The organism is Streptomyces sp. NPDC056373 (assembly GCF_042262425.1).
GTDB lineage: Bacteria > Actinomycetota > Actinomycetes > Streptomycetales > Streptomycetaceae > Streptomyces.
The window spans coordinates 198,464-219,818 of the sequence record NZ_JBHJPX010000007.1 but is presented as its reverse complement, the minus strand read 5'-3'; the positions used below and the strand labels follow the sequence as shown (position 1 = coordinate 219,818).

Here is a 21,355-nt window from a genome sequence, read left to right as displayed (position 1 = left end):
GACCCCGGGGAGGTGTGGTCACGGGGGCAGCCTCTAGGGTGCCCCCGTGACTCCGTTCAGCGATGAGAACGTCCCGGGCCGCCACGGCCCCTCCGCCACCGTCCAGGCCGACCCGCGCGAGGTGGGCCCGGTGCGCACGGAGTACTCCCCCGCGCACGACGGCGACCCGGATCCCGGGGAGATCGTCTGGACGTGGGTGCCCTTCGAGGAGAACGACGGCCGGGGCAAGGACCGCCCGGTGCTGGTGGTCGCGCGTGAGGCCGGCGGCACCTTCCTGGCCGTGCAGTTGTCCAGCAAGGAGCATGACGGCGACCGGGAGTGGGTGGGGATCGGCAGCGGGCCGTGGGACCGCTCGGGGCGGTTCTCGTGGGTCTCCGTGGAGCGGGTGCTGCGCCTGCACGAGGACGGCATGCGCCGGGAGGCCTGCGCCCTGGACCGCATGCGGTTCAACCGGGTCAGGCGCCGCCTGCAGGAGCGCTACGGCTGGAGCTGAACGTCTCCTCGAAGGCTCTGCGCACCGCACGGTCCCGCGTCCGGTCCAGGACCCCGAACACCACGTGTTCGAAGGCTTCCGCGAACCGGCCGCCGGGCCCCAGCAGCGCCCGGAAGGCCTCCGCCACCTGCGCGGGGTCGTTGCGGAACACCCCGCAGCCCCAGGCGCCCAGGACGAGCCGGCCGTAGCCGTGGGCGGCTGCTGTCTCCAGCACGCGTTCGGCCCGGACCGCGAGGGCCCGCGGCAGCTCGTGCGCCCGTTCGGGTGCCGAGCGGAGCACCACGCCCGCGTTGGGCGCCGGCGAGGTCAGGAACCCCGCGGTGTACGGCTCGGCCAGCAGGCCGCCCCGGTCGTCACGGAAGACGGGCACGGCCGGTGAGTGGATGACACGGTCCGTGTAGAACGGGTCGCGGTGGGCCCGGTGGTGGTCGTAGAAGGCGCGGGCCTCCAGGAGGCAGGTGTAGAGCGCGGAGGCCCGGCACAGGGCCTCCTCCTGGGCCTGGGCGCCGTTGAGATAGCCGCCGCCGGGGTTTCGGGCCGAGGCGAAGTTCAGCACCGCCACGGGCCCGCCCAGCCGGTGGGCCGCCTCCAGGCTGCTCTCGCCGGTGACCTCCACCCGCGCGTTCCGCGCGCCCGTCACCCGATCGGCGGACACCGGCACCGGTTCCGGCCCGTACATGCGGGTGCCCTCGCGCGCCGCCCGCAGTTCCGCCTCGATCGAGACCTCGCGCCCGTCCGGCGCGCGGTAGGCGCCGGCCGCGACGATCTGCTCGGTCTCCCGCGCGATACCGCGCAGACGCGCGCTCACGGCGCGACCCCCGTACGCGCCGTGAGCGCGCACCGCGCGGTCGGTGTTGTCGTGCTCACGCTGGCATCGTGCGTGATGTCCGATCCCCGCCGCAACAGAGTTTTCGCCCTGGGAGAACGCCCGGGAAAGTCCCTGGAAACGCCGGGCCGGGCGGGATGACCGCCCGGGAACGCCCCGCTTCGCCCCCTTGTGCCGAGCGGCATGAACGTCTTGGGTGGACGGGTGATCCCGGCCCGGGCCGCCGAAGAGCCCGGACCGGTGGCATGGTGGAATCTCAGGAGGATCCCGACATGTCCGATTCGGTAAGTGGCTGTACCCGGCCACGCACCTCACTGTCCGAAGCCGAGGTCGAGGCTCTCGTCCGCGGCATCTGTTTCAAGACCGGCCCGCCACGGCGCCTCGGTGTGGAGGTGGAATGGCTCGTCCACGAGCTGCGCGCACCGCAGCTCCCGGTCGCGCCCGAACGACTCGAAGCGGCGTACGCCGCACTGCGCTCCGTCCCTCTGAAGTCGGCGCTCACCGTGGAACCCGGCGGCCAGCTGGAGCTGAGCTCACTCCCCGCCGCCTCGCTGACGGAAGTCGTCACCACGGTCTCCGCCGACCTCGACGCCGTCCGCGCGGTGCTGCGCGACGACGGTCTCGCCCTCGTCGGCCTCGGCCAGGACCCCTGGCACGAGCCCCGCCGGTTCCTGCGTGAACCGCGCTACGACGCCATGGAGGCGTGCCTGGACCGTACGGGCCCCGCCGGCCGCTCGATGATGTGCACCTCCGCCTCCGTGCAGGTGTGTCTGGACGCCGGCTACGAGGAGCCCGGGCCGCTCGGCCTGGTGCGCCGCTGGTGGCTGGCCCATCATCTGGGCGCGGTCCTGGTGGCCGCGTTCGCCAACTCCCCGCTCGCCGGCAACCGGCCGACCGGCTGGCTGTCCACCCGGCAGCTGACGTGGACCCGGATCGGCGCGGGCCGGGCGGGCGGACCTCGGCTGGACGCCGACCCGCGCGGCGCCTGGGCCCGGCACGTGCTGGACTCCCCCGTGATGTGCGTACGGCGGGACCGCGGCCCCTGGGACGTCCCCGAGGGGCTCACCTTCCGGGACTGGATCCGCACCGGCGCGCCCCGGCGGCCCACCCGGGAGGATCTCGACTACCACGTCACGACGCTCTTCCCGCCGGTCAGGCCGCGCGGCCATCTCGAGCTGCGCATGATCGACGCACAACCCGGCGACGACGGCTGGATCGTGCCGCTGGCCGTGACGGCGGCGCTGTTCGACGACCCGGAGGCCGCGGAGACCGCCTACCGGGCCGTGAAGCCGCTGACCGAGCGGACACTGGGGCTGCCCGCGCCGCACAATCCGCTGTGGCTCGACGCGGCCCGCGGCGGTCTGGCCGACGCGGAGCTGCGCGAGGTGGCCGTCACGTGCTTCACGACCGCACTGGACGCCCTGCCCCGGCTCGGCGCCGGCCCCGAGGTCGTCGAGGCCGTCACGGCCTATCTGGACCGCTACGTCGTCCTGGGGCGCTGCCCCGCCGACGACCTGCTCGACCGACAGCGCGGCACGGACGGCCGCGCCCACGGGAAGGACTTCCGCCCATGACCGACACCGATCCCGCTGTCGACGCCCACGTCGACCCCGAGGTCCTCCGTGAGCGGGCGGTCGCCTCACTCGTCGTGGCCCGGGACCGCACCACCCTGCTGACGAGCTGCGTGGAGGATCCCGACCTGACCGCACAGCACTCGCCGCTGATGTCGCCGCTGGTGTGGGACCTCGCGCACATCGGCAACCAGGAGGAGCAGTGGCTGCTGCGGGCCGTCGCCGGGCACGAGGCGATACGGCCCGAGATAGACGGCCTCTACGACGCCTTCGAGCATCCGCGCGCCGAGCGGCCGAAGCTGCCCCTGCTCTCCCCGGCCGAGGCCCGCACCTACGCGGCCGACGTACGCGGCAGGGCATTGGACGTGCTGGAGGGGCACGCGTTCCACGGCACGCGGCTGACGGAGGCCGGGTTCGCCTTCGGGATGATCGCGCAGCACGAACAGCAGCACGACGAGACCATGCTGATCACCCATCAGCTGCGCACCGGCCCGCCGGCCCTGACGGCACCCGACCCGGAGCCGGCGCCGCTGTTCACCGGTCCGTCCGAAGTCCTCGTACCCGGTGGCCCGTTCACCATGGGCACCTCGGGCGAGCCGTGGGCCCTGGACAACGAACGCCCCGCGCACCGGCGCGAGGTGGCGGCATTCCACATCGACACCACGCCGGTGACCAACGGCGCCTACCAGGCGTTCATCGACGACGGCGGCTACGGCAACCGGCGGTGGTGGACGGCCGAAGGCTGGGCGCACATCCAGAAGCACGGCATCGACGCCCCGCTGTTCTGGCGGCGCGACGCAAAGCAGTTCCTCAGGCGCAGGTTCGGTGTCACCGAGGTCGTACCGGCGGACGAGCCCGTGGTGCACGTGTCCTGGTACGAGGCCGACGCCTATGCCCGCTGGGCGGGACGGCGGCTGCCCACGGAGGCGGAGTGGGAGAAGGCCGCCCGGCACGACCCGGCCGCCGACCGCTCGATGCGCTACCCCTGGGGCGACGCCGATCCGGGGCCCGAGCACGCCAACCTCGGTCAGCGGCACCTTCGTCCGGCGCCCGCCGGGAGCTACCCGGCGGGTGAGTCGCCGCTCGGCGTGCGGCAGCTGATCGGTGACGTGTGGGAGTGGACGGCGAGCGACTTCCTGCCGTACCCCGGGTTCAAGGCGTTCCCGTACAAGGAGTACTCGGAGGTCTTCTTCGGCCCGGAGTACAAGGTGCTGCGCGGCGGTTCGTTCGCCGTGGACGCGGTGGCCTGCCGGGGCACCTTCCGCAACTGGGACTACCCGATGCGGCGGCAGATCTTCTCCGGGTTCCGCACGGCCAGGTCGGAGGACGCCTGATGTGCCGCCATGTGGCGTACGTGGGGCCGCAGGACGTACTGGGCCGGCTTCTGGTGGAGCCCCCGCACGGGCTGTACCGGCAGTCGTGGGCGCCCCGGCACCAGAGGTACGGGACGGTCAACGCCGACGGTTTCGGCGTGGGCTGGTACGCCGAGGGCGACCCGGTGCCGGCCCGCTACCGCAGGGCCGGGCCGATCTGGGCGGACCTGTCGTTCGCGGATCTCGCCCGGGTCGTACGGTCGACGGCGCTGCTCGCCGCGGTGCGGGACGCGACCCTCTCGGGCGCGGACGCGGAGGCCGCGGCGGCCCCGTTCGCCTCGGGAACCTGGCTGTTCAGCCACAACGGGGCGGTGAAGGGCTGGCCCGGCTCGCTGGCCGCGGTGTCCCGGACGCTGCCGCACGAGGAGTTGCTGTCGCTGGAGGCCCGTAACGACTCGGCGCTCGTGTGGGCGCTGGTGCTGGCCCGGCTGCGGGGCGGTGACGAGGAGGGCCAGGCGATGGCCGACACGGTCCTGGAGGTCGCCGCGGCGGCCCCCGGCTCCCGGCTCAACCTGCTGCTCACCAACGGCGACACCATCACCGCGACCGCCTGGGGCGACGCCCTGTGGTACCTCGCCCGGCCCGGCGGCGGCACCGTCGTGGCCTCCGAGCCCTACGACGACGATCCGCACTGGCAGGAGGTCCCCGACCGCACCCTGCTCGTGGCGAGCCGCACCGACGTGCTGCTCACGCCGCTGAAGGAGCCCGCCGACGCCTCCGTGCCCGCACTCGCGAAGGAGCCCCGTACGTGAGCCCGTTCCGTCTGACCCGCACCCTGCCCGAGGACGCCACGGACGCCGCGCTGCGCGCCGATGTCCACCGAGGTCTGACCGGCCGCCCCAAGTCGCTTCCGCCCAAGTGGTTCTACGACGCCCACGGCAGCGACCTGTTCGAGAAGATCACGGAACTGCCGGAGTACTACCCCACGCGCGCGGAGCGGGAGATCCTCCTGGCACGTTCCGGCGACATCGCCGCGGTGACCCGGGCTCGCACCCTGGTCGAGCTCGGCTCCGGTTCCTCGGAGAAGACCCGGCATCTGCTCGACGCCCTCACGAACCTGCACACCTACGTCCCGGTCGACGTGAGCGAGAGCGCCCTCGCCCAGGCCGGACAGGCGCTCGCCGCCGAGCGGCCGGGCCTGTCCGTGCACGCGCTGATCGCCGACTTCACCTCGGATCTGACCCTGCCGGACACGCCGGGACCCCGGCTGGTGGCCTTCCTCGGCGGCACGATCGGCAATCTGCTGCCCGCCGAACGCGCCGCGTTCCTGGCGTCCGTACGCGCCATGCTCGTCCCGGGCGACGCCCTGCTGCTGGGCACGGACCTGGTCAAGGACGAGGAGGTGCTGGTCCGGGCGTACGACGACGGGGCCGGGGTGACCGCCGCGTTCAACAAGAACGTCCTGACCGTGATCAACCGGGAGCTGGGCGGCGACTTCGATCCCGCCGCGTTCGACCACGTGGCGCTGTGGGACGCCGGGCACGAGTGGATCGAGATGCGGCTGCGCTCCCGTACGGCACAGACGGTGAAGGTGCCGGCGCTCGGCCTCGCCGTCGACTTCGCGGCCGGTGAGGAGATGCGGACCGAGGTGTCCGCGAAGTTCCGGCAGGAGGGCGTGCGCGCCGAACTGTCGGCGGCCGGCCTGGACCTGACGCACTGGTGGACGGACGGCCCGGGGCGCTTCGCGCTGTCGCTGAGCGTGGCGCGCTGACATCGGGGAACCCGGGAGCGGCGGCGACGGCGGGAGACGACGTCTCGCGCTTCGCCGCCGCCTGGGGCACGGTGGAATGACGCGTGACACTCCCGTCACGGGAACGTCATGGAAGAGGAGCAGCGGCATGTCGAACCACACCTACCGGGTCACGGAGATCGTCGGCACCTCACCGGACGGCGTCGACCAGGCCATCCGCAACGGCATCGACCGGGCCTCGCAGACGCTGCACAACCTGGACTGGTTCGAGGTGACGCAGGTGCGCGGCCAACTCGAGGACGGGCACATCGCGCACTGGCAGGTGGGCCTGAAGGTGGGCTTCCGGCTCGACGAGTCGGAGTAGACAGGGCGCGGGCTCTTCCCCGGCAGGCGGTCTCAGGTGCGCCCTTCGCGCTCCTGCGCCGCCTTCATCTCGGCGGACCTGGTCACCCAGTCGGCCCGTACGACGGTGAAGCCCGCGCGGCGGGCGTCGGCGCAGACCAGTTCGTCGTCGTCGACGAGGACGCGGACCTGGCGGGTGCGGGCGAGCCGCCGCAGGATCTCCAGCTTGGTGAACCGGGCGGGCCGCCGGTCGGCGTCCCGCCGCATGTACACGCGCCCCTCGGGCAGCCCCTGGGCGGCGAGCCAGTCGAGCGTGTCGCGCCGGCAGCGTTCGGGCCGCCCGGTGAGGTAGAGGATCTCGCACTCGCGCGCGTGCTCCTGGACGAGCGCGACGCCCTCCGGGACGGGCGGGTCCTGCGGTGCCGCCGAGAAGAAGCCGTCCCAGTCCTTCGGCCTGCGCTGCAGGAACCCCTGCCGGTGCGTGGTGTCGGCGAGGGTGTTGTCCAGGTCGAACACGGCCAGCGGGGCCTTGCTGCGGTCGTCGTTCACGTCGCCCACCCTAAGTGTTCCCCGGGGCGGCGTGGTCGGCACCGGGACTCTTATTGTTAATGGGATCCATTTTCATGTAACGTCTCGGTGCCCGACACCGAGGAGGAGTCCCATGGCCGTCCCCAAGCGGAAGACGTCCCGCAGCAACACCCGTCACCGGCGCGCCCGGTGGAAGGCGGTCACGCCGGCGCTGGTCCCCGTGACCGTGGACGGCGTCCGTCACCTCGTACCGCAGAACCTCGTCAAGGCCTACGAGCGCGGTCTGCTACGCCCCGACGGGTGAGCACGCCCGCTGCGCCCAGAAGTGCGCCCGGACCCGGCGCAGCCAGGCCTCGACCGGCGCCTCGTCGGGCTCGTCCGGCAGTACCGTGGAACCCTCGTCGAAGGCGGCCTCGTAGTGCCGGAGCAGGGGCAGGGCGGCCTCGGGGTCGGCCGCGACGCGCTCGCCGAAGGCGTGGTACTCGTCCGGGTTCTCGACGCGGATCGTCAGCCGCCCGGTGGTGTACAGCTCCAGGCCCTGCCCGCACAGCCGCTTGAGATGCCGGGCGTGCTTCGCCGTGCGCTTACGGGTGTCGGCGGAGAACGAACCGTCGCCGCGGGTCTCCAGCCGCCGGAACTGCTGCGTGGCGTAACCGAGATAGGCGTCCTTGACGCGCTTGGCGCTCAGGAACGCCGAACGGATGCCGATGAGTTCGTCGCCGAGCGACGTGCGCACCTCGTACAGGTCGTCCGGGAGCCACACCAGCTCCATCGCGGTCGGGTTGCCGCCGAGGGCCAGCCGGCACCATTTGGCGGCCTCGTGCAGGGTCCGGTCCGGCGCCGTGCTGACGTGCGACTCCTTCGGCCGGCGCAGACCGTGCAGCTCCTCGGTCGGCGCGGCGAACAGGCCGAGGCGGTCGATGTCGGAGCCCGGGCGGGCCAGGCCGTAGGCGGTCGATCCGACGATGCCGGAGAGCAGGACGTTGGGGACGGTCACGGTCGGCCGCCTTTCGTTACGAGGTACCGGAACATTGTCCTGACGTGCCGGGACGCGGTCACCCGCTTTTCCCGCGGTCCACCGACGGTCCACGCGGGACGGCGGAATACCGGCGGGGCCGCCCGGCGTAGAACCTGGTATGGATCCCGTGCGCCTGTCCGTCCTCGACCGCTCCCGCACCCGCGAGGGGCACACCCACCCCGAGGCGCTGCGCGACACCGTGCGGCTGGCGCAGGAGCTGGAGCGGCTCGGCTACCACCGGGTCTGGGTCTCCGAGCACCATGGTGTGCCCGGGGTCGCCGGCTCCGCGCCGACCGTGCTGGCCGCAGCCGTCGCGGGCGCGACCCGGACGATCCGGGTCGGCACCGGTGGGGTGATGCTGCCCAACCACCGGCCGCTGGTCGTGGCCGAGCAGTTCGGTGTGCTGGAGTCCCTGTTCCCCGGGCGCATCGACATGGGCCTCGGCCGGTCGGTCGGCTTCACCGACGGGGTGCGGCGGGCCCTGGGCCGCGACAAGAGTGACGCCGATGACTTCGAAGGCCAGCTCGCGGAGTTGCTCGGCTGGTTCCGGGGCACGTCCCCCACCGGGGTCCACGCCCGCCCGGCGGAGGGTCTGCGCGTGCCGCCGTTCGTCCTGGCCATGGGCGAGGGCGCCGGCATCGCCGCCCGCGCGGGTCTGCCCATGGTCATCGGCGACCTCAGGAACCGGGACCGGATGCGGCGTGGCATCGACCGGTACCGCGACGGCTTCCGCCCCTCCGTCTGGGCCGCGGAGCCCTACGTCGTCGTCTCGGGCACGATCGCCGTGGCCGGCACTGCCGAGGAGGCCCGGCGGCTGCTCGTCCCGGAGGCCTGGTCCATGGCGCACTCCCGCACCCACGGCACCTTCCCGCCCCTGCCGCCCGCCGAGCGCGTGGAATCGCTCAGCATGACCGCCAAGGAACGCGGCTTCCACGAGTCCGGCCTGACCGGCCACATCGCCGGCACCGAGGAGCAGGTGGCGCACGAGCTGGAGAAGCTGCTGAAGGAGACGGGCGCCCAGGAGGTACTCGTCACGACCAGTACGTACGACCGTGAGGCCCTGCTCGACTGTTACCGGCGGCTGGCCGCGATCACCTCCGGTTAGATCCGGTTAGAGTCGTCTCCCATGCACGACCGCGACCCTCATGACCCGTACGTCCGTGTCCGCGGAGCCCGTGAGCACAACCTCCGGGGAGTCGACGTCGACATTCCCCGGGACGTGGTGGCCGTGTTCACCGGCGTGTCCGGCTCGGGGAAGTCGTCGCTGGCGTTCGGCACGATCTACGCGGAGGCGCAGCGGCGCTATTTCGAGTCGGTCGCGCCGTACGCGCGCCGGCTGATCCACCAGGTCGGCGCGCCGAAGGTCGGGGAGATCACCGGTCTGCCCCCGGCGGTCTCGCTCCAGCAGCGCCGCGCGGCGCCCACCTCCCGCTCCTCCGTCGGCACCGTCACCAACCTCTCCAACTCCCTGCGCATGCTGTTCTCCCGGGCCGGCACCTACCCGCCGGGCGCCGAGCGGCTCGACTCGGACGCCTTCTCGCCGAACACGGCGGTGGGGGCCTGCCCGGAGTGCCACGGGCTCGGGCGGGTGCACCGCACGAGCGAGGAGCTGCTGGTACCCGACCCGTCGCTGTCGATCCGGGACGGGGCGATCGCCGCGTGGCCGGGTGCCTGGCAGGGCAAGAACCTGCGGGACATCCTCGACGCGCTCGGCCACGACGTGGACCGGCCGTGGCGGGAGCTGCCCGCGCGGGAGCGGGAGTGGATCCTGTTCACGGACGAGCAGCCGGTCGTCACGGTGCACCCCGTGCGGGACGCCGACCGGATCCAACGGCCTTACCAGGGCACGTACATGAGTGCCCATCGGTACGTGATGAAGACGTTTTCGGACTCCAAGAGCCCGACCCTGCGGGCCAAGGCCGAGCGGTTCCTCACCAGTGCGCCCTGCCCGGCGTGCGGCGGCAGCCGGCTGCGCCCGGAGGCCCTGGCGGTGACGTTCGGAGGCCGGACCATCGCCGAGCTGGCGGCACTGCCGCTGGTGGAGCTGGCCGACGGTCTCGACGGGACCTCGGAGGCCGCCCGGGTCCTCACCGGCGACCTGAGGTCCCGTATCGCGCCGGTCGTCGAGCTGGGCCTCGGCTACCTCAGCCTCGACCGGCCCACCCCCACCCTCTCCGCGGGCGAACTGCAGCGTCTGCGCCTCGCCACCCAGCTGCGCTCCGGCCTGTTCGGCGTCGTCTACGTCCTCGACGAGCCGTCGGCCGGACTGCACCCGGCGGACACCGAGGCGCTGCTCACGGTGCTGGAGCGGCTGAAGGCGTCCGGGAACTCGGTGTTCGTGGTGGAACACCACCTGGACGTGGTGCGCTCCGCCGACTGGCTGGTCGACGTGGGTCCGGGCGCGGGTGAGCACGGCGGGCGAGTGCTGCACAGCGGACCGGTGGCCGCTCTGGCCGGTGCCGACGACTCGGCGACGGCCCGCTATCTGTTCGACCGCTCCCCCGCCCCGGCCCGGGACGTGCGCGAGGCGAGCGGGTGGCTGAAGACCGGCCCGGTCTCACGGCACAACCTGCGAGGCGTGTCGGCGGAGTTTCCGCTCGGCGTGTTCACCGCGGTCACGGGGGTGTCCGGCTCCGGCAAGTCCACGCTCATCGGCGAGATCGCCGAGGACTCCGCGGGCGTGGGCCGGCTGGTCTCGGTCGACCAGAAGCCGATCGGCCGCACCCCGCGTTCCAACCTCGCCACCTACACCGGCCTGTTCGACGTCGTACGCAAGGTGTTCGCGGCCACCGAGGGGGCCCGCGAACGCGGTTTCGGCGTCGGGCGGTTCTCCTTCAACGTGGCGGGCGGACGCTGCGAGACCTGCCAGGGCGAGGGCTTCGTCAGTGTGGAGCTGCTGTTCCTGCCGAGCACGTACGCGCCCTGCCCGGACTGCGGCGGGGCGCGCTACAACCCGGAGACCCTGGAGGTGACGTACCGGGGGCGGAACATCGCGCAGGTGCTGGATCTGACGGTGGAGGGCGCGGCGGAGTTCTTCGCGGACACCCCGGCCGTGGCCCGCAGCCTCACCACCCTGCTCGACGTCGGTCTGGGCTACCTCCGCCTCGGCCAGCCCGCGACCGAGCTCTCCGGCGGCGAGGCCCAGCGCATCAAGCTGGCGAGCGAACTGCAGCGCGGCCGGCGCGGCCACACGCTGTACCTCCTCGACGAGCCCACGACCGGGCTGCACCCGGCGGACGTGGACGTCCTGATGCGCCAATTGCACGGCCTCGTCGACGCCGGGCACACGGTGGTCGTCGTAGAGCACGACATGTCCGTCGTCGCGGGCGCGGACTGGGTGATCGACCTCGGCCCGGGCGGCGGCGACGAGGGGGGCCGCATCGTGGCGGCGGGCCCGCCCGCGGACGTCGCCCGCTCGGCGGCCGGGCGGACCGCACCCTATCTGGCGCGCGCTTTGTCCGGGGGCCGCTGAGGTCCGGCGCCCACCCCGCGCCGGTGCGGAACCGGAGAACCGGGCGCGGCAAGGACGCGCGCGACGGGCCCCGTCGAGATCCCGGCGCCTCCACGGTCGAGATCCGGGCGCCGCTAGGCCACCAGCACCGTGTGCGTCCAGGCGGGCGCGGCCGTCTCCTGCGACTGGGCCGCCCGGGCGAGAGCGCGGCGGTCGGGGCTGCCGCCCGGCGGGAGGGCGTCGCGTACCTCGACCTCCGCGATCAGGCCGCGGGCGGTCGTCACCCGCCACAGGGAGGCCAGCAGCGTGTCCTCTCCGACGTACGCGGGGGCCGTGGTGGCCCTGCCGTCACCCAGCCGGTAACCGAGGCGGACCGGCTGGACCGGCACCCCGGCGTCCAGGGCGGCCTGGAAGACGGCCCGGCGGAAGGTGCCCTGGGCCCGGCCGCACCAGGTGCTGCCCTCGGGGAAGGCCGCGACCGCGGTGCCCTCGCGCAGTGCCTCGGCGATCCGGGCGACGGTGTCCGGGAGGGCCCGCAGCCGGTCCCGCTCGATGAACAGGGTGCCGCCGCGCGCGGCCAGCGCACCGGCGACGGGCCAGCGCCGCACCTCCGTCTTGGCCAGCATCCGGGCGGGACGTACGGCGGCGAGCAGCGGGATGTCCAGCCAGGAGATGTGGTTGGCGACCAGCAGCAGACCCCCGGTGGGGGCGGCTGCGCCGGTGACCCGGACCCGGACCCCCGCGGCCCGCACGATCCACCGGCACCAGCGCCGGACCAGCGACGCCGGTATCCGGGCGCCGACGGGTGTCAGAGCGATCCCGGCCAGGAGGAGCAGGACGACCGCGCCGAGCCGCAGCACGGCACGCGGCACGTCCCGCGCCCGCACGGCCGCCGGCGCCTGGACACAGGCCTCGGGCGTGCAGGGCGCGGTGGGCAGCCAGGCGCTCATCAGGCCGGTACGAGGGAGAGGAAGTGGCGCAGGTAGCGGGCGTTGACGCGGCTCATCGGAAGCAGTACGTACAGGTCGGCGACGCCGAAGTCCGGGTCGTGGGCCGGTTCACCGCACACCCAGGCACCGAGGCGCAGGTATCCGCGCAGCAGGGCGGGCAGTTCGACGCGGTCCGCGGGCGCCGGACCCGGTGTCCACGGCAGCAGCGGCCGGACCCGGAACTCCTCCGGGCTGAGGTGCCGGCCGCGCACCCGGTCCCAGGTGGCGGACGCGAGCGTGCCGCCGTCGGCGAGCGGGACGGAGCAGCAGCCGGCCAGCCACTCGTGGCCGCGGTCGACCATGTAGCGGGCGATGCCGGCCCAGATGAGGCTGATGACCGCGCCGTCACGGTGGTCGGGGTGCACGCAGGAGCGGCCGACCTCGACGAGCCGCGGCCGGATCCCGTCGAGCGCGCTCAGGTCGAACTCGCCCTCGGAGTAGAGCCGTCCGGCCACCGCCGCGCGCTCCGGCGGCAGCAGCCGGTAGGTGCCGACGACCTGGCCGGTGGTCTCCTCCCGTACGAGCAGGTGGTCGCAGTAGGCGTCGAACGAGTCGGCGTCGAGGCCGGGCTGGGGGCCGGCCAGCAGGGCGCCCAGCTCCCCGGCGAAGACGTCGTGCCGCAGCCGCTGGGCGGCCCGCACGTCCTCCTCGTTCCGGGCGAGGGCGACGGTGTAGCGGGTGGGGGCCGCGGGCTGCGCGGGGCGGTCGACGGTCAGTACGCCGGTCATGGCTCTCTCCTGGTCACGGGCCGGTTCGCCGAGGCGGGGCGGGGCGCTGAGCGGTGTCGTGCGGGCCTTCGCCTCAGTTGTCCCGACGCCGCCTGACCGCCGCGTGTCATGTGCAGAGAGAGCGGGTGTGAGGTTGTTGAACGGCTCGCGCCCCGGGTGCGGCCCGGATGGCCCAGCCGGACACGCGCCCTGCGGCTGCTGCGGCCAGAGTGAGCTGCATGACAGAACGCGGAGGCGACGAGCGGCGAGGCGGCTCTGCCTCGTCCACCAAGCGGCGACGCCCCGTGCGCGGTGCCGGGGAAGCGGCCCGGCGCGCCGCCGAGGCGCTGACGGAGCTGATCCGCCACCGCCTCGAAGGGGTGTCCGCGGTGTGCCGGGGCGAGGACGACGGCTGGGTCGTCGACGTCGACGTGCTGGAACTGGCCCGCATCCCGGACACCACGAGTCTGCTCGCGACGTACCGGGTGGAACTGGACGCGGCGGGCGAGCTGGTGCAGTACCGCCGGATCGCGCGCTTCCGGCGCGGCGCCCAGGACCAGTGACCGGACCGCCGCAACCGCCCACCGGAAGGACCGCCGCATGACCGTCTACAGCGACGAGATCGTCTGTGCGCCCCGCGCCGGAACCCTCTACGACGTGCTGGAGCTGATCCTCGACCGCGGCATGGTGATCGACGTCTTCGTGCGCGTCTCGCTGGTCGGGATCGAGATCCTCAAGGTCGACGCGCGCATCGTGGTCGCCAGTGTCGACACGTATCTGCGGTTCGCGGAGGCGTGCAACCGCCTGGACCTCGAGCACGACGCGCGCTCCAAGACCGTGCCCGAGCTGTTCGGCGGGCCGGTCGCCCGGAGCGTCGGCAAGGCGGGCGCCAAGCGCACCGCCCGCTCCCTGACCGACAAGGTCCGCGACGTCCTCAGCCCGGGGGACGAGCCGGAGGACGACGCGGTAGACGACGATGCCGAGGCCCGTGCCGAGCGGTCCCCGCGGCCGGCGCGCAAGCGCCGCAGTGACGAAGACCGCCCGCGGCCCAGGCGCCGCAAGGCCGAGGAGGAATGACCGTGACGGCCACCGCCGCCCTCACCACCGCCGGCACGCTCGGCACCCTGTACGTCTACGGCATCGCGCCCGCGGGCATCCGGGCCCCGCGGGCACCCGGGGTGGACGGTGCGGCGGTGCGGCTGCTGACCGAGGCCGGGCTGTGCGCCGCTGTCTCGGACGCCCCCGCGTCGGTCCGGGCGCGGCGGCGCGACCTGACGGCTCATCAGTCGGTGCTCGGCGAACTCGCCGCGCAGGGCCCCGTCCTGCCCATGCGGTTCGCCGTCCTCACCCCCGACGCGGCGGCGCTCTGTTCCCAACTGCGCGCCGACCGGGCTTATTTGACGGCACAGCTCGACGGGGTGAGGGGTTGCGTCGAGATGAACGTGAAGGGCGCCGTCGTGCCCGGGTACTTCGCCGACCTGGTACGCCGTGACGACACCCTGCGCGCGCTCGCCCGCCGGACCCGCCTGCGTCCCGGTTACGAGGCGAACGTGCGGCTCGGCGAGGCACTCGCCAAGGGTGTGGCGCGCGAGGCCCGGGACGCGGCCCGGACGGTGCTGGCCCGTCTGACCCCGCTCGCCGTGCGCACGGCGCCGGGGCCGGTCGATGACGAGCAGGTGCTGAGCACGTCGTTCCTGGTGCGTTCCGCCGACGAGCAGCGCTTCCGGCAGGCCGTGACCGCGCAGGCACGGGACGTCGGGGACCGGCTGACACTCAGTGTGACCGGTCCGCTGCCGTGCTACAGCTTCGTCGACGCGCGGTCCGCCCCGGCCGGCCGGTGACGCGGTGGGACTCGTGAGCGGGCTCCTGCTGCTGCCGCTGGCCCCGGTGCGCGGCACGCTCTGGGTCGCCGACCACCTGCTCCAGGAGGCCGAACGGCAGATGAACGACCCGCGTGCGGTGCAGGCGCGCCTCGCGGCACTCGAACGGGCCCTGGAGGAGGGCGCCATCGACGAGGCTGCCTTCGAGGAAGAGGAGGAGCGGTTGCTGGCGCGCCTGGCCAGTCCGGTCCGGTACACAGGACATCGCGGGGGTGCTTCGTGACCGACCTCGGCACCTGGCCCGCGGGCCCCGGAGCACAGCCGGCCGGGCCACCCTCCGGGAGCCTCGCGGATCTGCTCGAACGCGTCCTGGACAAGGGCATCGTCATCGCGGGCGACATCAAGATCGACCTGCTCGACATCGAACTGCTCACCATCCGGCTGCGCCTGTTCATCGCCTCGGTCGAGACTGCCAAGAAGGCCGGCATCGACTGGTGGGAGACGGACCCGGCGCTGTCCTCGCGCGCCGCGCGTGACGCGCTCAGCGAGGAGAACGCCCGGCTGCGTGCCCGCCTCGAGGCCCTGGAGGAATCCGGGCCCGACACCACGGAGGCGGCCCGATGAACGCAGTCCGGACCGACCGTGCTGCCGCGGCGCGAGGGGAGGTGTCTCGCTCCACCGTCACCTGCGTGTTCGCCGTGACGGACACCCCTCCGCCGGACGAGGTGCTCTCGGTGACGCCGGGCCATGACGGCGGCGGCCCGCTGCGCATCCTGGCCGCAGGCCCGCTCCACCTGGTCGTGCAGGACGTTCCCGCGGCGGCCTTCGACGAGGAGGCGCTCGCGGAGCGACTCAACCGGCCGGAGGAGCTGGAACGCTGCGCCCGCGCCCACCACCGGGGCGTGGAGACGGCCGCGAGCGAGGGTCCCGTCGTCCCCCTGCCGTTGGCCACGCTGTACCTGGACGACCACAACGCGGTGCGGGCGGTCACCGACCGGGCGGCATCCCTGCGCACCCTGCTGGACCGGCTGCGCGATCGCACCGAATGGGCGGTGAAGGTGCACGGCCCCGGCACCGCCGCCGGGACGGCCGGCGCTGCCGCCGAGGCGGGACCGGCCGACGGACGGTCGTACCTGCGGCGGGCGAGCGACAGGCGGCGCACCGAGCGCGAGTCGCGCGAGCGGGCCCTGGCGCAGGCGCACGCCGTGGACCGGGAGCTGCGACGGTACGCGGTCGCCGCGACACGGCACCGGCCGCAGAGCGAGCAGCTGACCGGCCGGAGCGTTCCCCAACTCCTCAACGCCGCCTATCTGGTCGACGACGGACGGCGCGAGACGTTCGTCCGCGCCGTCGGCGAACTGGCCCGCGACGCGCGGCTCTCGGCCGTGGAGGTCACCATGTCAGGCCCCTGGATCCCGTACTCCTTCGCCCGGCCGGACGAGACGGAGTGCGCCGCGCCCCAGGAGGCCGGCGCATGACCGTGCCGGCCGCCGGCGGCGCCGACCGCACGGCTGTGCCCTGGGACGGGCAGGAGCCGTACGCGCCCGTCGGGGTGCCGCTCGTCGACCTGCTCGACCGGGTGCTGGCGACCGGCGTCGTGGTCAGCGGTGACCTGGTGCTGGCCATCGCCGACGTGCCGTTGGTGCGGATCTCCCTGCGCGCCCTGCTGGCCTCGGTCAGCGACCGGGTCCCCGCGCCCTGGTCGGACAGCGGGCCGCTGTGACCGCGCCGCGCACCCATGCGCTGGACCTCGATCCCGAGCGCGTGACGAACGACCTGGCTGCCCTGGTCCTGACCGTGGTGGAACTCCTGCGGCAGCTCATGGAACGCCAGGCGGTACGCCGTTTCGACGAGGGGACGCTCAGCGCCGAGCAGGAGGACCGGCTCGGTACCGCGCTGATGCTGCTGGACGAGCGCATGGACGAGCTGTGCGCACAGCACGGGTTGCTCCGCAGCGACCTGAATCTGGACCTGGGCCCGCTGGGCCCTCTCCTGGCCGATCCCGGGCGGTGACGCGCACAGCGAGACGGGACCGGGGATGAGCACCACTCCCGGCCCCGCCCGTCCGCACCTACCGGCGAACGTTCACTGCACCCCCCGGCTGTGCGACCGGGCGCAACCCGCCCCGCGGCCGCCGAACAACCGTCCCCGCGGCGGCGCTACCGCTTCACCTTCCGCGCGGCCCGCAACCACTCCTTGTTCATGCTGGTGATGGACATCAACGGGATGCCCTTCGGGCAGGCCGTGGCGCACTCGCCCGCCAGGGTGCACCCCCCGAAGCCCTCCTCGTCCATCTGCTCCACCATGTCCAGCACCCGCGTCTCCCGCTCGGGCGCCCCCTGCGGCAGCACGTTGAGATGGTTGATCTTGGCGGACGTGAACAGCATCGCCGCCCCGTTGGGGCAGGCCGCCACACACGCCCCGCACCCGATGCACTCGGCGTGCTCGAAGGCCAGGTCGGCGTCCGGCTTCGGCACCGGCGTGGCGTGCGCCTCGGGGGCCGCCCCGGTCGGCGCGGTGATGTACCCGCCGGCCTGGATGATCCGGTCGAACGCCGACCGGTCCACGACCAGGTCCTTGATCACCGGGAACGCGGACGCCCGCCACGGCTCGACGTCGATCGTGTCGCCGTCCTCGAAGGAGCGCATGTGCAGCTGACAGGTGGTGGTCCGCTCGGGCCCGTGCGCATCGCCGTTGATGACGAGCGAACACGCGCCGCAGATGCCCTCGCGGCAGTCGTGGTCGAAGGCGACGGGGTCCTCGCCCCTGACGATGAGCTCCTCGTTGAGCGTGTCGAGCATCTCCAGGAACGACATGTCGGGCGAGATGCCGTCCACTTCGTACGTGGACATCGTGCCGTCGGCGTCGGCGTTCTTCTGCCGCCAGACGCGCAGGGTGAGCTTCATGCGTAGCTCCGCTGGGTGGGGTGGACGTACTCGAAGACCAGGTCTTCCCTGTGCAGGACGGGGGCCTCGCCGGTGCCGGTGAACTCCCAGGCGGCGGCGTAGGAGTACTCCTCGTCCTTTCGGGCGGCCTCGCCGTCGGGCGTCTGGGACTCCTCGCGGAAGTGGCCGCCGCAGGACTCCTCGCGGTGCAGCGCGTCGAGGCACATCAGCTCGGCGAGCTCCAGGTAGTCGACGATGCGGTTGGCCTTCTCCAGCGACTGGTTGAACTCCTCGCCGGTGCCGGGCACCTTGATGCGCCGCCAGAACTCCTCACGGATCTGCGGGATGCGCTCCAGTGCCTTGCGCAGGCCGGAGTCGGTGCGGGCCATGCCGCAGAACTCCCACATGAGTTCGCCGACCTCGCGGTGGAAGGAGTCGGGGGTGCGGTCGCCGTCGACGGACAGCAGCAGGTTGAGCCGGTCCTGGGTCTCGGCCAGCACCTCTTGGACTACGGGGTGTTCGTCGGTCACCGCCTCGTGGTGCGGGTTGCGGGCCAGGTAGTCGTTGATGGTGGAGGGGAGGACGAAGTAGCCGTCAGCGAGTCCCTGCATCAGCGCGGAGGCGCCGAGCCGGTTGGCGCCGTGGTCGGAGAAGTTGGCCTCGCCGATCGCGAACAGGCCGGGGACGGTGGTCTGGAGGTCGTAGTCGACCCACAGGCCGCCCATCGTGTAGTGCACGGCGGGGTAGATCCGCATCGGCACCTCGTACGGATCCTCGTCGGTGATCCGCTGGTACATGTCGAAGAGGTTGCCGTACTTGGCCTCGACGGCCTTGCGCCCCATCCGCTCGATGGCGTCGGCGAAGTCCAGGTACACGCCCTGGCCGCCGGGCCCCACTCCCCTGCCCTCGTCGCAGACGTTCTTCGCGGCGCGGGAGGCGATGTCGCGCGGGACGAGGTTGCCGAAGGACGGGTAGATGCGCTCCAGGTAGTAGTCGCGCTCGTCCTCGGGGATCTCGTTCGGGGCCCGCCGGTCGCCCTTCGCCTTCGGCACCCAGATCCGTCCGTCGTTGCGCAGCGACTCGCTCATCAGCGTCAGCTTGGACTGGTGGTCGCCGGTGCGCGGGATGCAGGTGGGGTGGATCTGGGTGAAACAGGGGTTGGCGAAGTGGGCGCCGCGCCGGTGGGCCCGCCAGATCGCGGTGGCGTTGGAGTTCATGGCGTTCGTCGACAGGTAGAAGACGTTGCCGTAGCCGCCGGAGGCGAGGACGACCGCGTCCGCGAAGTACGTGCCGATCTTTCCCGTGACCAGGTCCCGGGCGACGATCCCGCGCGCCCGCCCGTCGACGACGATCAGGTCGAGCATCTCGGTGCGCGGGTGCATCTCGACGTTCCCGGCGGCGATCTGCCGGCTGAGGGCCTGGTAGGCGCCGAGCAGGAGCTGCTGCCCCGTCTGGCCGCGGGCGTAGAACGTGCGCGACACCTGCACGCCGCCGAAGGAGCGGGTGTCGAGCAGTCCGCCGTACTCCCGGGCGAAGGGCACACCCTGGGCCACGCACTGGTCGATGATCTCGACGGAGATCTGCGCGAGCCGGTGGACGTTGGACTCGCGGGCCCGGAAGTCGCCGCCCTTGACGGTGTCGTAGAACAGGCGGTGGACGGAGTCGCCGTCGTTGCGGTAGTTCTTCGCGGCGTTGATGCCGCCCTGCGCGGCGATGGAGTGGGCGCGGCGGGGCGAGTCCTGGTAGCAGAACTGGACGACGTGGTAGCCCTGTTCGGCCAGGGTGGCACCGGCGGAGCCGCCGGCGAGGCCGGTGCCGACCACGATGACCGTGTGCTTGCGCCGGTTGGCGGGGTTGACCAGCTTGGCCTCGAAGCGGCGCGTGTCCCACCGCTCGTTGACCGGCCCGGTGGGGGCCTTGGTGTCGACGACCGGTTCGCCGGTCGTGTAGTCGGCGTACGAATTCATCAGCTCACCACTCCGGTCATGACGGCCACGGGTACGGCGATGAAGCCGGCCGTGAGCAGCAGCGCGAGGACGTTCGCGAGGGTCTTCAGGGCGCGGTCACGGGTGCGGCTGCCGACGCCGAGGGTCTGGGCCGCGCTCCAGAACCCGTGCCGGACGTGCAGGCCGAGCGCGAGCATCGCGACGATGTAGACGACGTTGCCGTACCAGGTGGAGAAGGTGTCGACGACGTTCTGGTACGGGTGGCCCTCCTGAAAGCCGCCGGGGTGCACGGTGCCGGTGGTCAGGTCGAGGATGTGCCACACGATGAACAGGCCGAGGATGACGCCGCCCCAGCGCATGGTCCGCGTCGCGTAGCTCGCCCGGGCCTTCTTGTGCACGTACCTGCCCGGCCGGGCCCTGATGTCGCGGCGGCTGAGCTGGTACGCCGAGGTGGCATGGGCGACGACGGCGACGACCAGCACGATCCGGACGAGCCAGAGCGTCCACTCGTAGTGCATGAACGGTTCGCCGACGGTGCGCAGCCAGTGGGCGTAGTGGTTGAACTCGCCCGCCCCGAAGAAGATCTTCAGGTTTCCGATCATGTGGACGACCAGGTACAGCAGCATGATCAGACCGCTGACCGCCATCACGGTCTTCTTGCCGACGGTGGAGTCCCACACGGTGCGTGCGAAGGACGGCCGCCGGTCCGTCCGCGTTGCCAGAGCCATGGAACAGCACGCTACGGACCCGCGGGCGATCGGTCCAAGACATGCTCCGGCTTGACTCCATAGGCTGGAGCTATCGTGGGGGTATGCAGTTCCAGCAGCTCCAGTACTTCGTGGCCGTCGCGGAGACCCGCCACTTCACCCGGGCCGCCGATCTGGTGCACGTCGCCCAGCCCTCGCTGTCGCAGCAGATCAAGTCGCTGGAGCGGGAGCTGGGCGCGGACCTGTTCCTGCGCGCCCGGGGCAACATCACGCTCACGGACGCCGGGGAGGCGCTCCTGCCGCTGGCCCGCCGCATCCTGGCCGACGCGGACACGGCCCGGCACGAGGTGCAGGAACTGGTGCAGCTGCGCAGCGGCCGGGTGCGGCTGGGAGCCACGCCGAGTGTGTGCACGGGCCTGCTGCCGGACGTGCTGCGGGCCTTCCACGACCGCTACCCGGGGGTCCGGCTGCTGATCGAGGAGGGCGGATCGCACGACCTGGTGCGGGAGCTCGCGCGCGGGGCGCTGGATCTCGCGCTGGTGGTGCTTCCGCTGCCGACGCCGTCACCGGCGCTGACCACGGTGGAGCTGCTGCGGGAGGACCTGGTCGTGGTCTCCTCCCCGGACGCGCCGAGACCTGGGCAGGGACGGCGTGCCGTCCGGGTCTGCGACCTCGAGAGTGAGCGGCTGGTGATGTTCCGGCACGGCTACGACCTGCGCGAGCTGACCGTGGCGGCGTGCCGGGCCGAGGGGTTCGAACCCGACTTCGCCGTCGAGGGCGGGGAGATGGACGCGGTGCTGGGCTTTGTGCGAGCCGGGCTGGGCGTCGCCGTGGTGCCCAGGATGGTCGCGGCGAGGCCGGGCAGCGGACTGCGGGTGACGCCGCTGGCCCGGCCCGGCCTGCACCGGACGATCGCGCTGGCCCACCGCAGCGATGTGGCTCCGCCCCGGGCCGCTCGGGAGTTGCAGCGGATGCTGCTGGAGCGGTGAGGCGGTCTCGCCCAGGAGCG

26 protein-coding genes are annotated in these 21,355 nt (G+C 72.9%); 18 read left to right on the top strand and 8 right to left on the bottom strand.

Translation table 11 applies throughout. The annotated features are described in order from the left end of the window. The first annotated feature begins 46 nt into the window (after positions 1–46). Positions 47–493, top strand: coding sequence for a type II toxin-antitoxin system PemK/MazF family toxin (locus tag ACFCXS_RS16800; protein ID WP_376644084.1), 447 nt, complete (start codon positions 47–49; stop codon positions 491–493). Here the strand turns inward: ACFCXS_RS16800 and ACFCXS_RS16795 are convergent. Next, a complete protein-coding gene (locus tag ACFCXS_RS16795; RefSeq protein WP_376644083.1) occupies positions 456–1,301 on the bottom strand; it encodes a TIGR02452 family protein in 846 nt (281 codons plus the stop codon). The genes ACFCXS_RS16800 and ACFCXS_RS16795 overlap by 38 nt on opposite strands. 290 nt (positions 1,302–1,591) lie before the next feature. On the opposite strand from ACFCXS_RS16795, the gene egtA reads away from it, so the two are divergent. The 5 genes from egtA to ACFCXS_RS16770 all read left to right on the top strand — a co-directional run bounded on the left by egtA (position 1,592) and on the right by ACFCXS_RS16770 (position 6,317). Then, positions 1,592–2,893 (top strand): ergothioneine biosynthesis glutamate--cysteine ligase EgtA, encoded by a 1,302-nt coding sequence (egtA, locus tag ACFCXS_RS16790; RefSeq protein ID WP_376644082.1) that lies wholly within the window; start codon positions 1,592–1,594, stop codon positions 2,891–2,893. Further along, on the top strand, positions 2,890–4,224 hold the full coding sequence (gene egtB / locus ACFCXS_RS16785) for an ergothioneine biosynthesis protein EgtB (protein WP_376644081.1): 1,335 nt from the start codon (positions 2,890–2,892) through the stop codon (positions 4,222–4,224). The genes egtA and egtB overlap by 4 nt, the downstream gene beginning before the upstream one ends. Next, complete coding sequence (gene egtC, locus ACFCXS_RS16780) at positions 4,224–5,015, top strand: ergothioneine biosynthesis protein EgtC (protein WP_376644080.1); 792 nt, start codon at positions 4,224–4,226, stop codon at positions 5,013–5,015. Before egtB ends, egtC begins: the two co-directional genes overlap by 1 nt. After that, positions 5,012–5,974: an L-histidine N(alpha)-methyltransferase gene (egtD, locus tag ACFCXS_RS16775; RefSeq protein ID WP_376644079.1), complete on the top strand. Its 963-nt coding sequence runs from the start codon at positions 5,012–5,014 to the stop codon at positions 5,972–5,974. Before egtC ends, egtD begins: the two co-directional genes overlap by 4 nt. A gap of 127 nt (positions 5,975–6,101) precedes the next feature. Then, positions 6,102–6,317, top strand: a complete 216-nt coding sequence (locus ACFCXS_RS16770; RefSeq protein WP_376644078.1) for a dodecin — start codon at positions 6,102–6,104, stop codon at positions 6,315–6,317. 32 nt (positions 6,318–6,349) lie between these two features. Here the strand turns inward: ACFCXS_RS16770 and ACFCXS_RS16765 are convergent, their stop codons facing one another. Then, positions 6,350–6,844, bottom strand: a complete 495-nt coding sequence (locus tag ACFCXS_RS16765; RefSeq protein WP_376644077.1) for an HAD family acid phosphatase — start codon at positions 6,842–6,844, stop codon at positions 6,350–6,352. Positions 6,845–6,956: 112 nt separating this feature from the next. Here ACFCXS_RS16765 and rpmF point away from each other — a divergent pair, with 112 nt between their 5' ends. Beyond that, the gene (rpmF, locus tag ACFCXS_RS16760) at positions 6,957–7,127 is read left to right on the top strand and encodes a 50S ribosomal protein L32 (RefSeq protein WP_376644076.1); all 171 of its coding nucleotides are present in this window, start codon (positions 6,957–6,959) and stop codon (positions 7,125–7,127) included. On the opposite strand, the gene ACFCXS_RS16755 is transcribed toward rpmF, so the two are convergent. Continuing rightward, positions 7,110–7,820 (bottom strand): DNA polymerase beta superfamily protein, encoded by a 711-nt coding sequence (locus tag ACFCXS_RS16755; protein WP_376644075.1) that lies wholly within the window; start codon positions 7,818–7,820, stop codon positions 7,110–7,112. The genes rpmF and ACFCXS_RS16755 overlap by 18 nt on opposite strands. A gap of 139 nt (positions 7,821–7,959) precedes the next feature. Between ACFCXS_RS16755 and ACFCXS_RS16750 the strand changes: the two genes are divergently transcribed. Together ACFCXS_RS16750 and ACFCXS_RS16745 are read left to right on the top strand one after the other, a co-directional pair. Beyond that, a complete protein-coding gene (locus tag ACFCXS_RS16750; RefSeq protein ID WP_376644074.1) occupies positions 7,960–8,946 on the top strand; it encodes an LLM class flavin-dependent oxidoreductase in 987 nt (328 codons plus the stop codon). A gap of 21 nt (positions 8,947–8,967) precedes the next feature. Further along, entirely contained in the window at positions 8,968–11,313 is a 2,346-nt protein-coding gene (locus tag ACFCXS_RS16745) for an ATP-binding cassette domain-containing protein (protein WP_376644073.1), read from the top strand. 113 nt (positions 11,314–11,426) lie between these two features. Here the strand turns inward: ACFCXS_RS16745 and ACFCXS_RS16740 are convergent, their stop codons facing one another. After that, positions 11,427–12,242 carry a lysophospholipid acyltransferase family protein gene (locus ACFCXS_RS16740; RefSeq protein WP_376644072.1) on the bottom strand — a complete coding sequence of 272 codons (816 nt, stop codon included), beginning with the start codon at positions 12,240–12,242 and terminating at the stop codon, positions 11,427–11,429. After that, positions 12,242–13,009 carry a GNAT family N-acetyltransferase gene (locus tag ACFCXS_RS16735; RefSeq protein WP_376644071.1) on the bottom strand — a complete coding sequence of 256 codons (768 nt, stop codon included), beginning with the start codon at positions 13,007–13,009 and terminating at the stop codon, positions 12,242–12,244. The genes ACFCXS_RS16740 and ACFCXS_RS16735 overlap by 1 nt, the downstream gene beginning before the upstream one ends. Positions 13,010–13,227: 218 nt before the next feature. On the opposite strand from ACFCXS_RS16735, the gene gvpO reads away from it, so the two are divergent. Genes gvpO through ACFCXS_RS16695 form a run of 8 tightly spaced genes read left to right on the top strand, consistent with a single transcriptional unit; the run spans position 13,228 to position 16,821 of the window. Continuing rightward, positions 13,228–13,551 (top strand): gas vesicle protein GvpO, encoded by a 324-nt coding sequence (gene gvpO / locus ACFCXS_RS16730; protein ID WP_376644070.1) that lies wholly within the window; start codon positions 13,228–13,230, stop codon positions 13,549–13,551. A 37-nt stretch (positions 13,552–13,588) separates the two neighbouring features. Then, the gene (locus tag ACFCXS_RS16725) at positions 13,589–14,065 is read left to right on the top strand and encodes a gas vesicle structural protein GvpA (RefSeq protein WP_376644069.1); all 477 of its coding nucleotides are present in this window, start codon (positions 13,589–13,591) and stop codon (positions 14,063–14,065) included. Further along, complete coding sequence (locus ACFCXS_RS16720; RefSeq protein ID WP_376644068.1) at positions 14,062–14,829, top strand: GvpL/GvpF family gas vesicle protein; 768 nt, start codon at positions 14,062–14,064, stop codon at positions 14,827–14,829. The genes ACFCXS_RS16725 and ACFCXS_RS16720 overlap by 4 nt, the downstream gene beginning before the upstream one ends. Positions 14,830–14,833: 4 nt before the next feature. Then, the gene (locus tag ACFCXS_RS16715; protein WP_376644067.1) at positions 14,834–15,091 is read left to right on the top strand and encodes a gas vesicle protein GvpG; all 258 of its coding nucleotides are present in this window, start codon (positions 14,834–14,836) and stop codon (positions 15,089–15,091) included. Next, entirely contained in the window at positions 15,088–15,432 is a 345-nt protein-coding gene (locus ACFCXS_RS16710) for a gas vesicle protein (protein WP_376644066.1), read from the top strand. Before ACFCXS_RS16715 ends, ACFCXS_RS16710 begins: the two co-directional genes overlap by 4 nt. Then, positions 15,429–16,286 (top strand): GvpL/GvpF family gas vesicle protein, encoded by an 858-nt coding sequence (locus ACFCXS_RS16705; protein WP_376644065.1) that lies wholly within the window; start codon positions 15,429–15,431, stop codon positions 16,284–16,286. Before ACFCXS_RS16710 ends, ACFCXS_RS16705 begins: the two co-directional genes overlap by 4 nt. Beyond that, complete coding sequence (locus ACFCXS_RS16700) at positions 16,283–16,531, top strand: gas vesicle protein (RefSeq protein WP_376644064.1); 249 nt, start codon at positions 16,283–16,285, stop codon at positions 16,529–16,531. Before ACFCXS_RS16705 ends, ACFCXS_RS16700 begins: the two co-directional genes overlap by 4 nt. Further along, the gene (locus ACFCXS_RS16695) at positions 16,528–16,821 is read left to right on the top strand and encodes a gas vesicle protein K (RefSeq protein WP_376644063.1); all 294 of its coding nucleotides are present in this window, start codon (positions 16,528–16,530) and stop codon (positions 16,819–16,821) included. Before ACFCXS_RS16700 ends, ACFCXS_RS16695 begins: the two co-directional genes overlap by 4 nt. A gap of 146 nt (positions 16,822–16,967) precedes the next feature. Here the strand turns inward: ACFCXS_RS16695 and ACFCXS_RS16690 are convergent, their stop codons facing one another. From ACFCXS_RS16690 to ACFCXS_RS16680, 3 genes are read right to left on the bottom strand one after another with little or no spacing between them, the layout of a single operon-like run. Continuing rightward, the gene (locus ACFCXS_RS16690; protein WP_376644062.1) at positions 16,968–17,714 is read right to left on the bottom strand and encodes a succinate dehydrogenase/fumarate reductase iron-sulfur subunit; all 747 of its coding nucleotides are present in this window, start codon (positions 17,712–17,714) and stop codon (positions 16,968–16,970) included. Further along, positions 17,711–19,660: a fumarate reductase/succinate dehydrogenase flavoprotein subunit gene (locus tag ACFCXS_RS16685; RefSeq protein WP_376644061.1), complete on the bottom strand. Its 1,950-nt coding sequence runs from the start codon at positions 19,658–19,660 to the stop codon at positions 17,711–17,713. The genes ACFCXS_RS16690 and ACFCXS_RS16685 overlap by 4 nt, the downstream gene beginning before the upstream one ends. After that, positions 19,660–20,367: a succinate dehydrogenase gene (locus ACFCXS_RS16680; protein WP_376644060.1), complete on the bottom strand. Its 708-nt coding sequence runs from the start codon at positions 20,365–20,367 to the stop codon at positions 19,660–19,662. The genes ACFCXS_RS16685 and ACFCXS_RS16680 overlap by 1 nt, the downstream gene beginning before the upstream one ends. An 83-nt stretch (positions 20,368–20,450) precedes the next feature. Here ACFCXS_RS16680 and ACFCXS_RS16675 point away from each other — a divergent pair, with 83 nt between their 5' ends. Further along, entirely contained in the window at positions 20,451–21,335 is an 885-nt protein-coding gene (locus ACFCXS_RS16675) for a LysR family transcriptional regulator (RefSeq protein ID WP_376644059.1), read from the top strand. Positions 21,336–21,355: the final 20 nt, after the last annotated feature.

Bases quoted from the DNA above. Each gene is read 5' to 3' on its own strand.
- egtA (WP_376644082.1), top strand. From the start codon at position 1,592: ATGTCCGATTCGGTAAGTGGCTGTACCCGGCCACGCACCTCACTGTCC.
- egtB (WP_376644081.1), top strand. From the start codon at position 2,890: ATGACCGACACCGATCCCGCTGTCGACGCCCACGTCGACCCCGAGGTC.
- egtC (WP_376644080.1), top strand. From the start codon at position 4,224: ATGTGCCGCCATGTGGCGTACGTGGGGCCGCAGGACGTACTGGGCCGG.
- ACFCXS_RS16770 (WP_376644078.1), top strand. From the start codon at position 6,102: ATGTCGAACCACACCTACCGGGTCACGGAGATCGTCGGCACCTCACCG.
- rpmF (WP_376644076.1), top strand. From the start codon at position 6,957: ATGGCCGTCCCCAAGCGGAAGACGTCCCGCAGCAACACCCGTCACCGG.
- ACFCXS_RS16750 (WP_376644074.1), top strand. From the start codon at position 7,960: ATGGATCCCGTGCGCCTGTCCGTCCTCGACCGCTCCCGCACCCGCGAG.
- ACFCXS_RS16745 (WP_376644073.1), top strand. From the start codon at position 8,968: ATGCACGACCGCGACCCTCATGACCCGTACGTCCGTGTCCGCGGAGCC.
- ACFCXS_RS16740 (WP_376644072.1), bottom strand. From the start codon at position 12,242: ATGAGCGCCTGGCTGCCCACCGCGCCCTGCACGCCCGAGGCCTGTGTC.
- ACFCXS_RS16735 (WP_376644071.1), bottom strand. From the start codon at position 13,009: ATGACCGGCGTACTGACCGTCGACCGCCCCGCGCAGCCCGCGGCCCCC.
- gvpO (WP_376644070.1), top strand. From the start codon at position 13,228: ATGACAGAACGCGGAGGCGACGAGCGGCGAGGCGGCTCTGCCTCGTCC.
- ACFCXS_RS16725 (WP_376644069.1), top strand. From the start codon at position 13,589: ATGACCGTCTACAGCGACGAGATCGTCTGTGCGCCCCGCGCCGGAACC.
- ACFCXS_RS16720 (WP_376644068.1), top strand. From the start codon at position 14,062: ATGACCGTGACGGCCACCGCCGCCCTCACCACCGCCGGCACGCTCGGC.
- ACFCXS_RS16705 (WP_376644065.1), top strand. From the start codon at position 15,429: ATGAACGCAGTCCGGACCGACCGTGCTGCCGCGGCGCGAGGGGAGGTG.
- ACFCXS_RS16700 (WP_376644064.1), top strand. From the start codon at position 16,283: ATGACCGTGCCGGCCGCCGGCGGCGCCGACCGCACGGCTGTGCCCTGG.
- ACFCXS_RS16690 (WP_376644062.1), bottom strand. From the start codon at position 17,714: ATGAAGCTCACCCTGCGCGTCTGGCGGCAGAAGAACGCCGACGCCGAC.
- ACFCXS_RS16685 (WP_376644061.1), bottom strand. From the start codon at position 19,660: ATGAATTCGTACGCCGACTACACGACCGGCGAACCGGTCGTCGACACC.
- ACFCXS_RS16680 (WP_376644060.1), bottom strand. From the start codon at position 20,367: ATGGCTCTGGCAACGCGGACGGACCGGCGGCCGTCCTTCGCACGCACC.
- ACFCXS_RS16675 (WP_376644059.1), top strand. From the start codon at position 20,451: ATGCAGTTCCAGCAGCTCCAGTACTTCGTGGCCGTCGCGGAGACCCGC.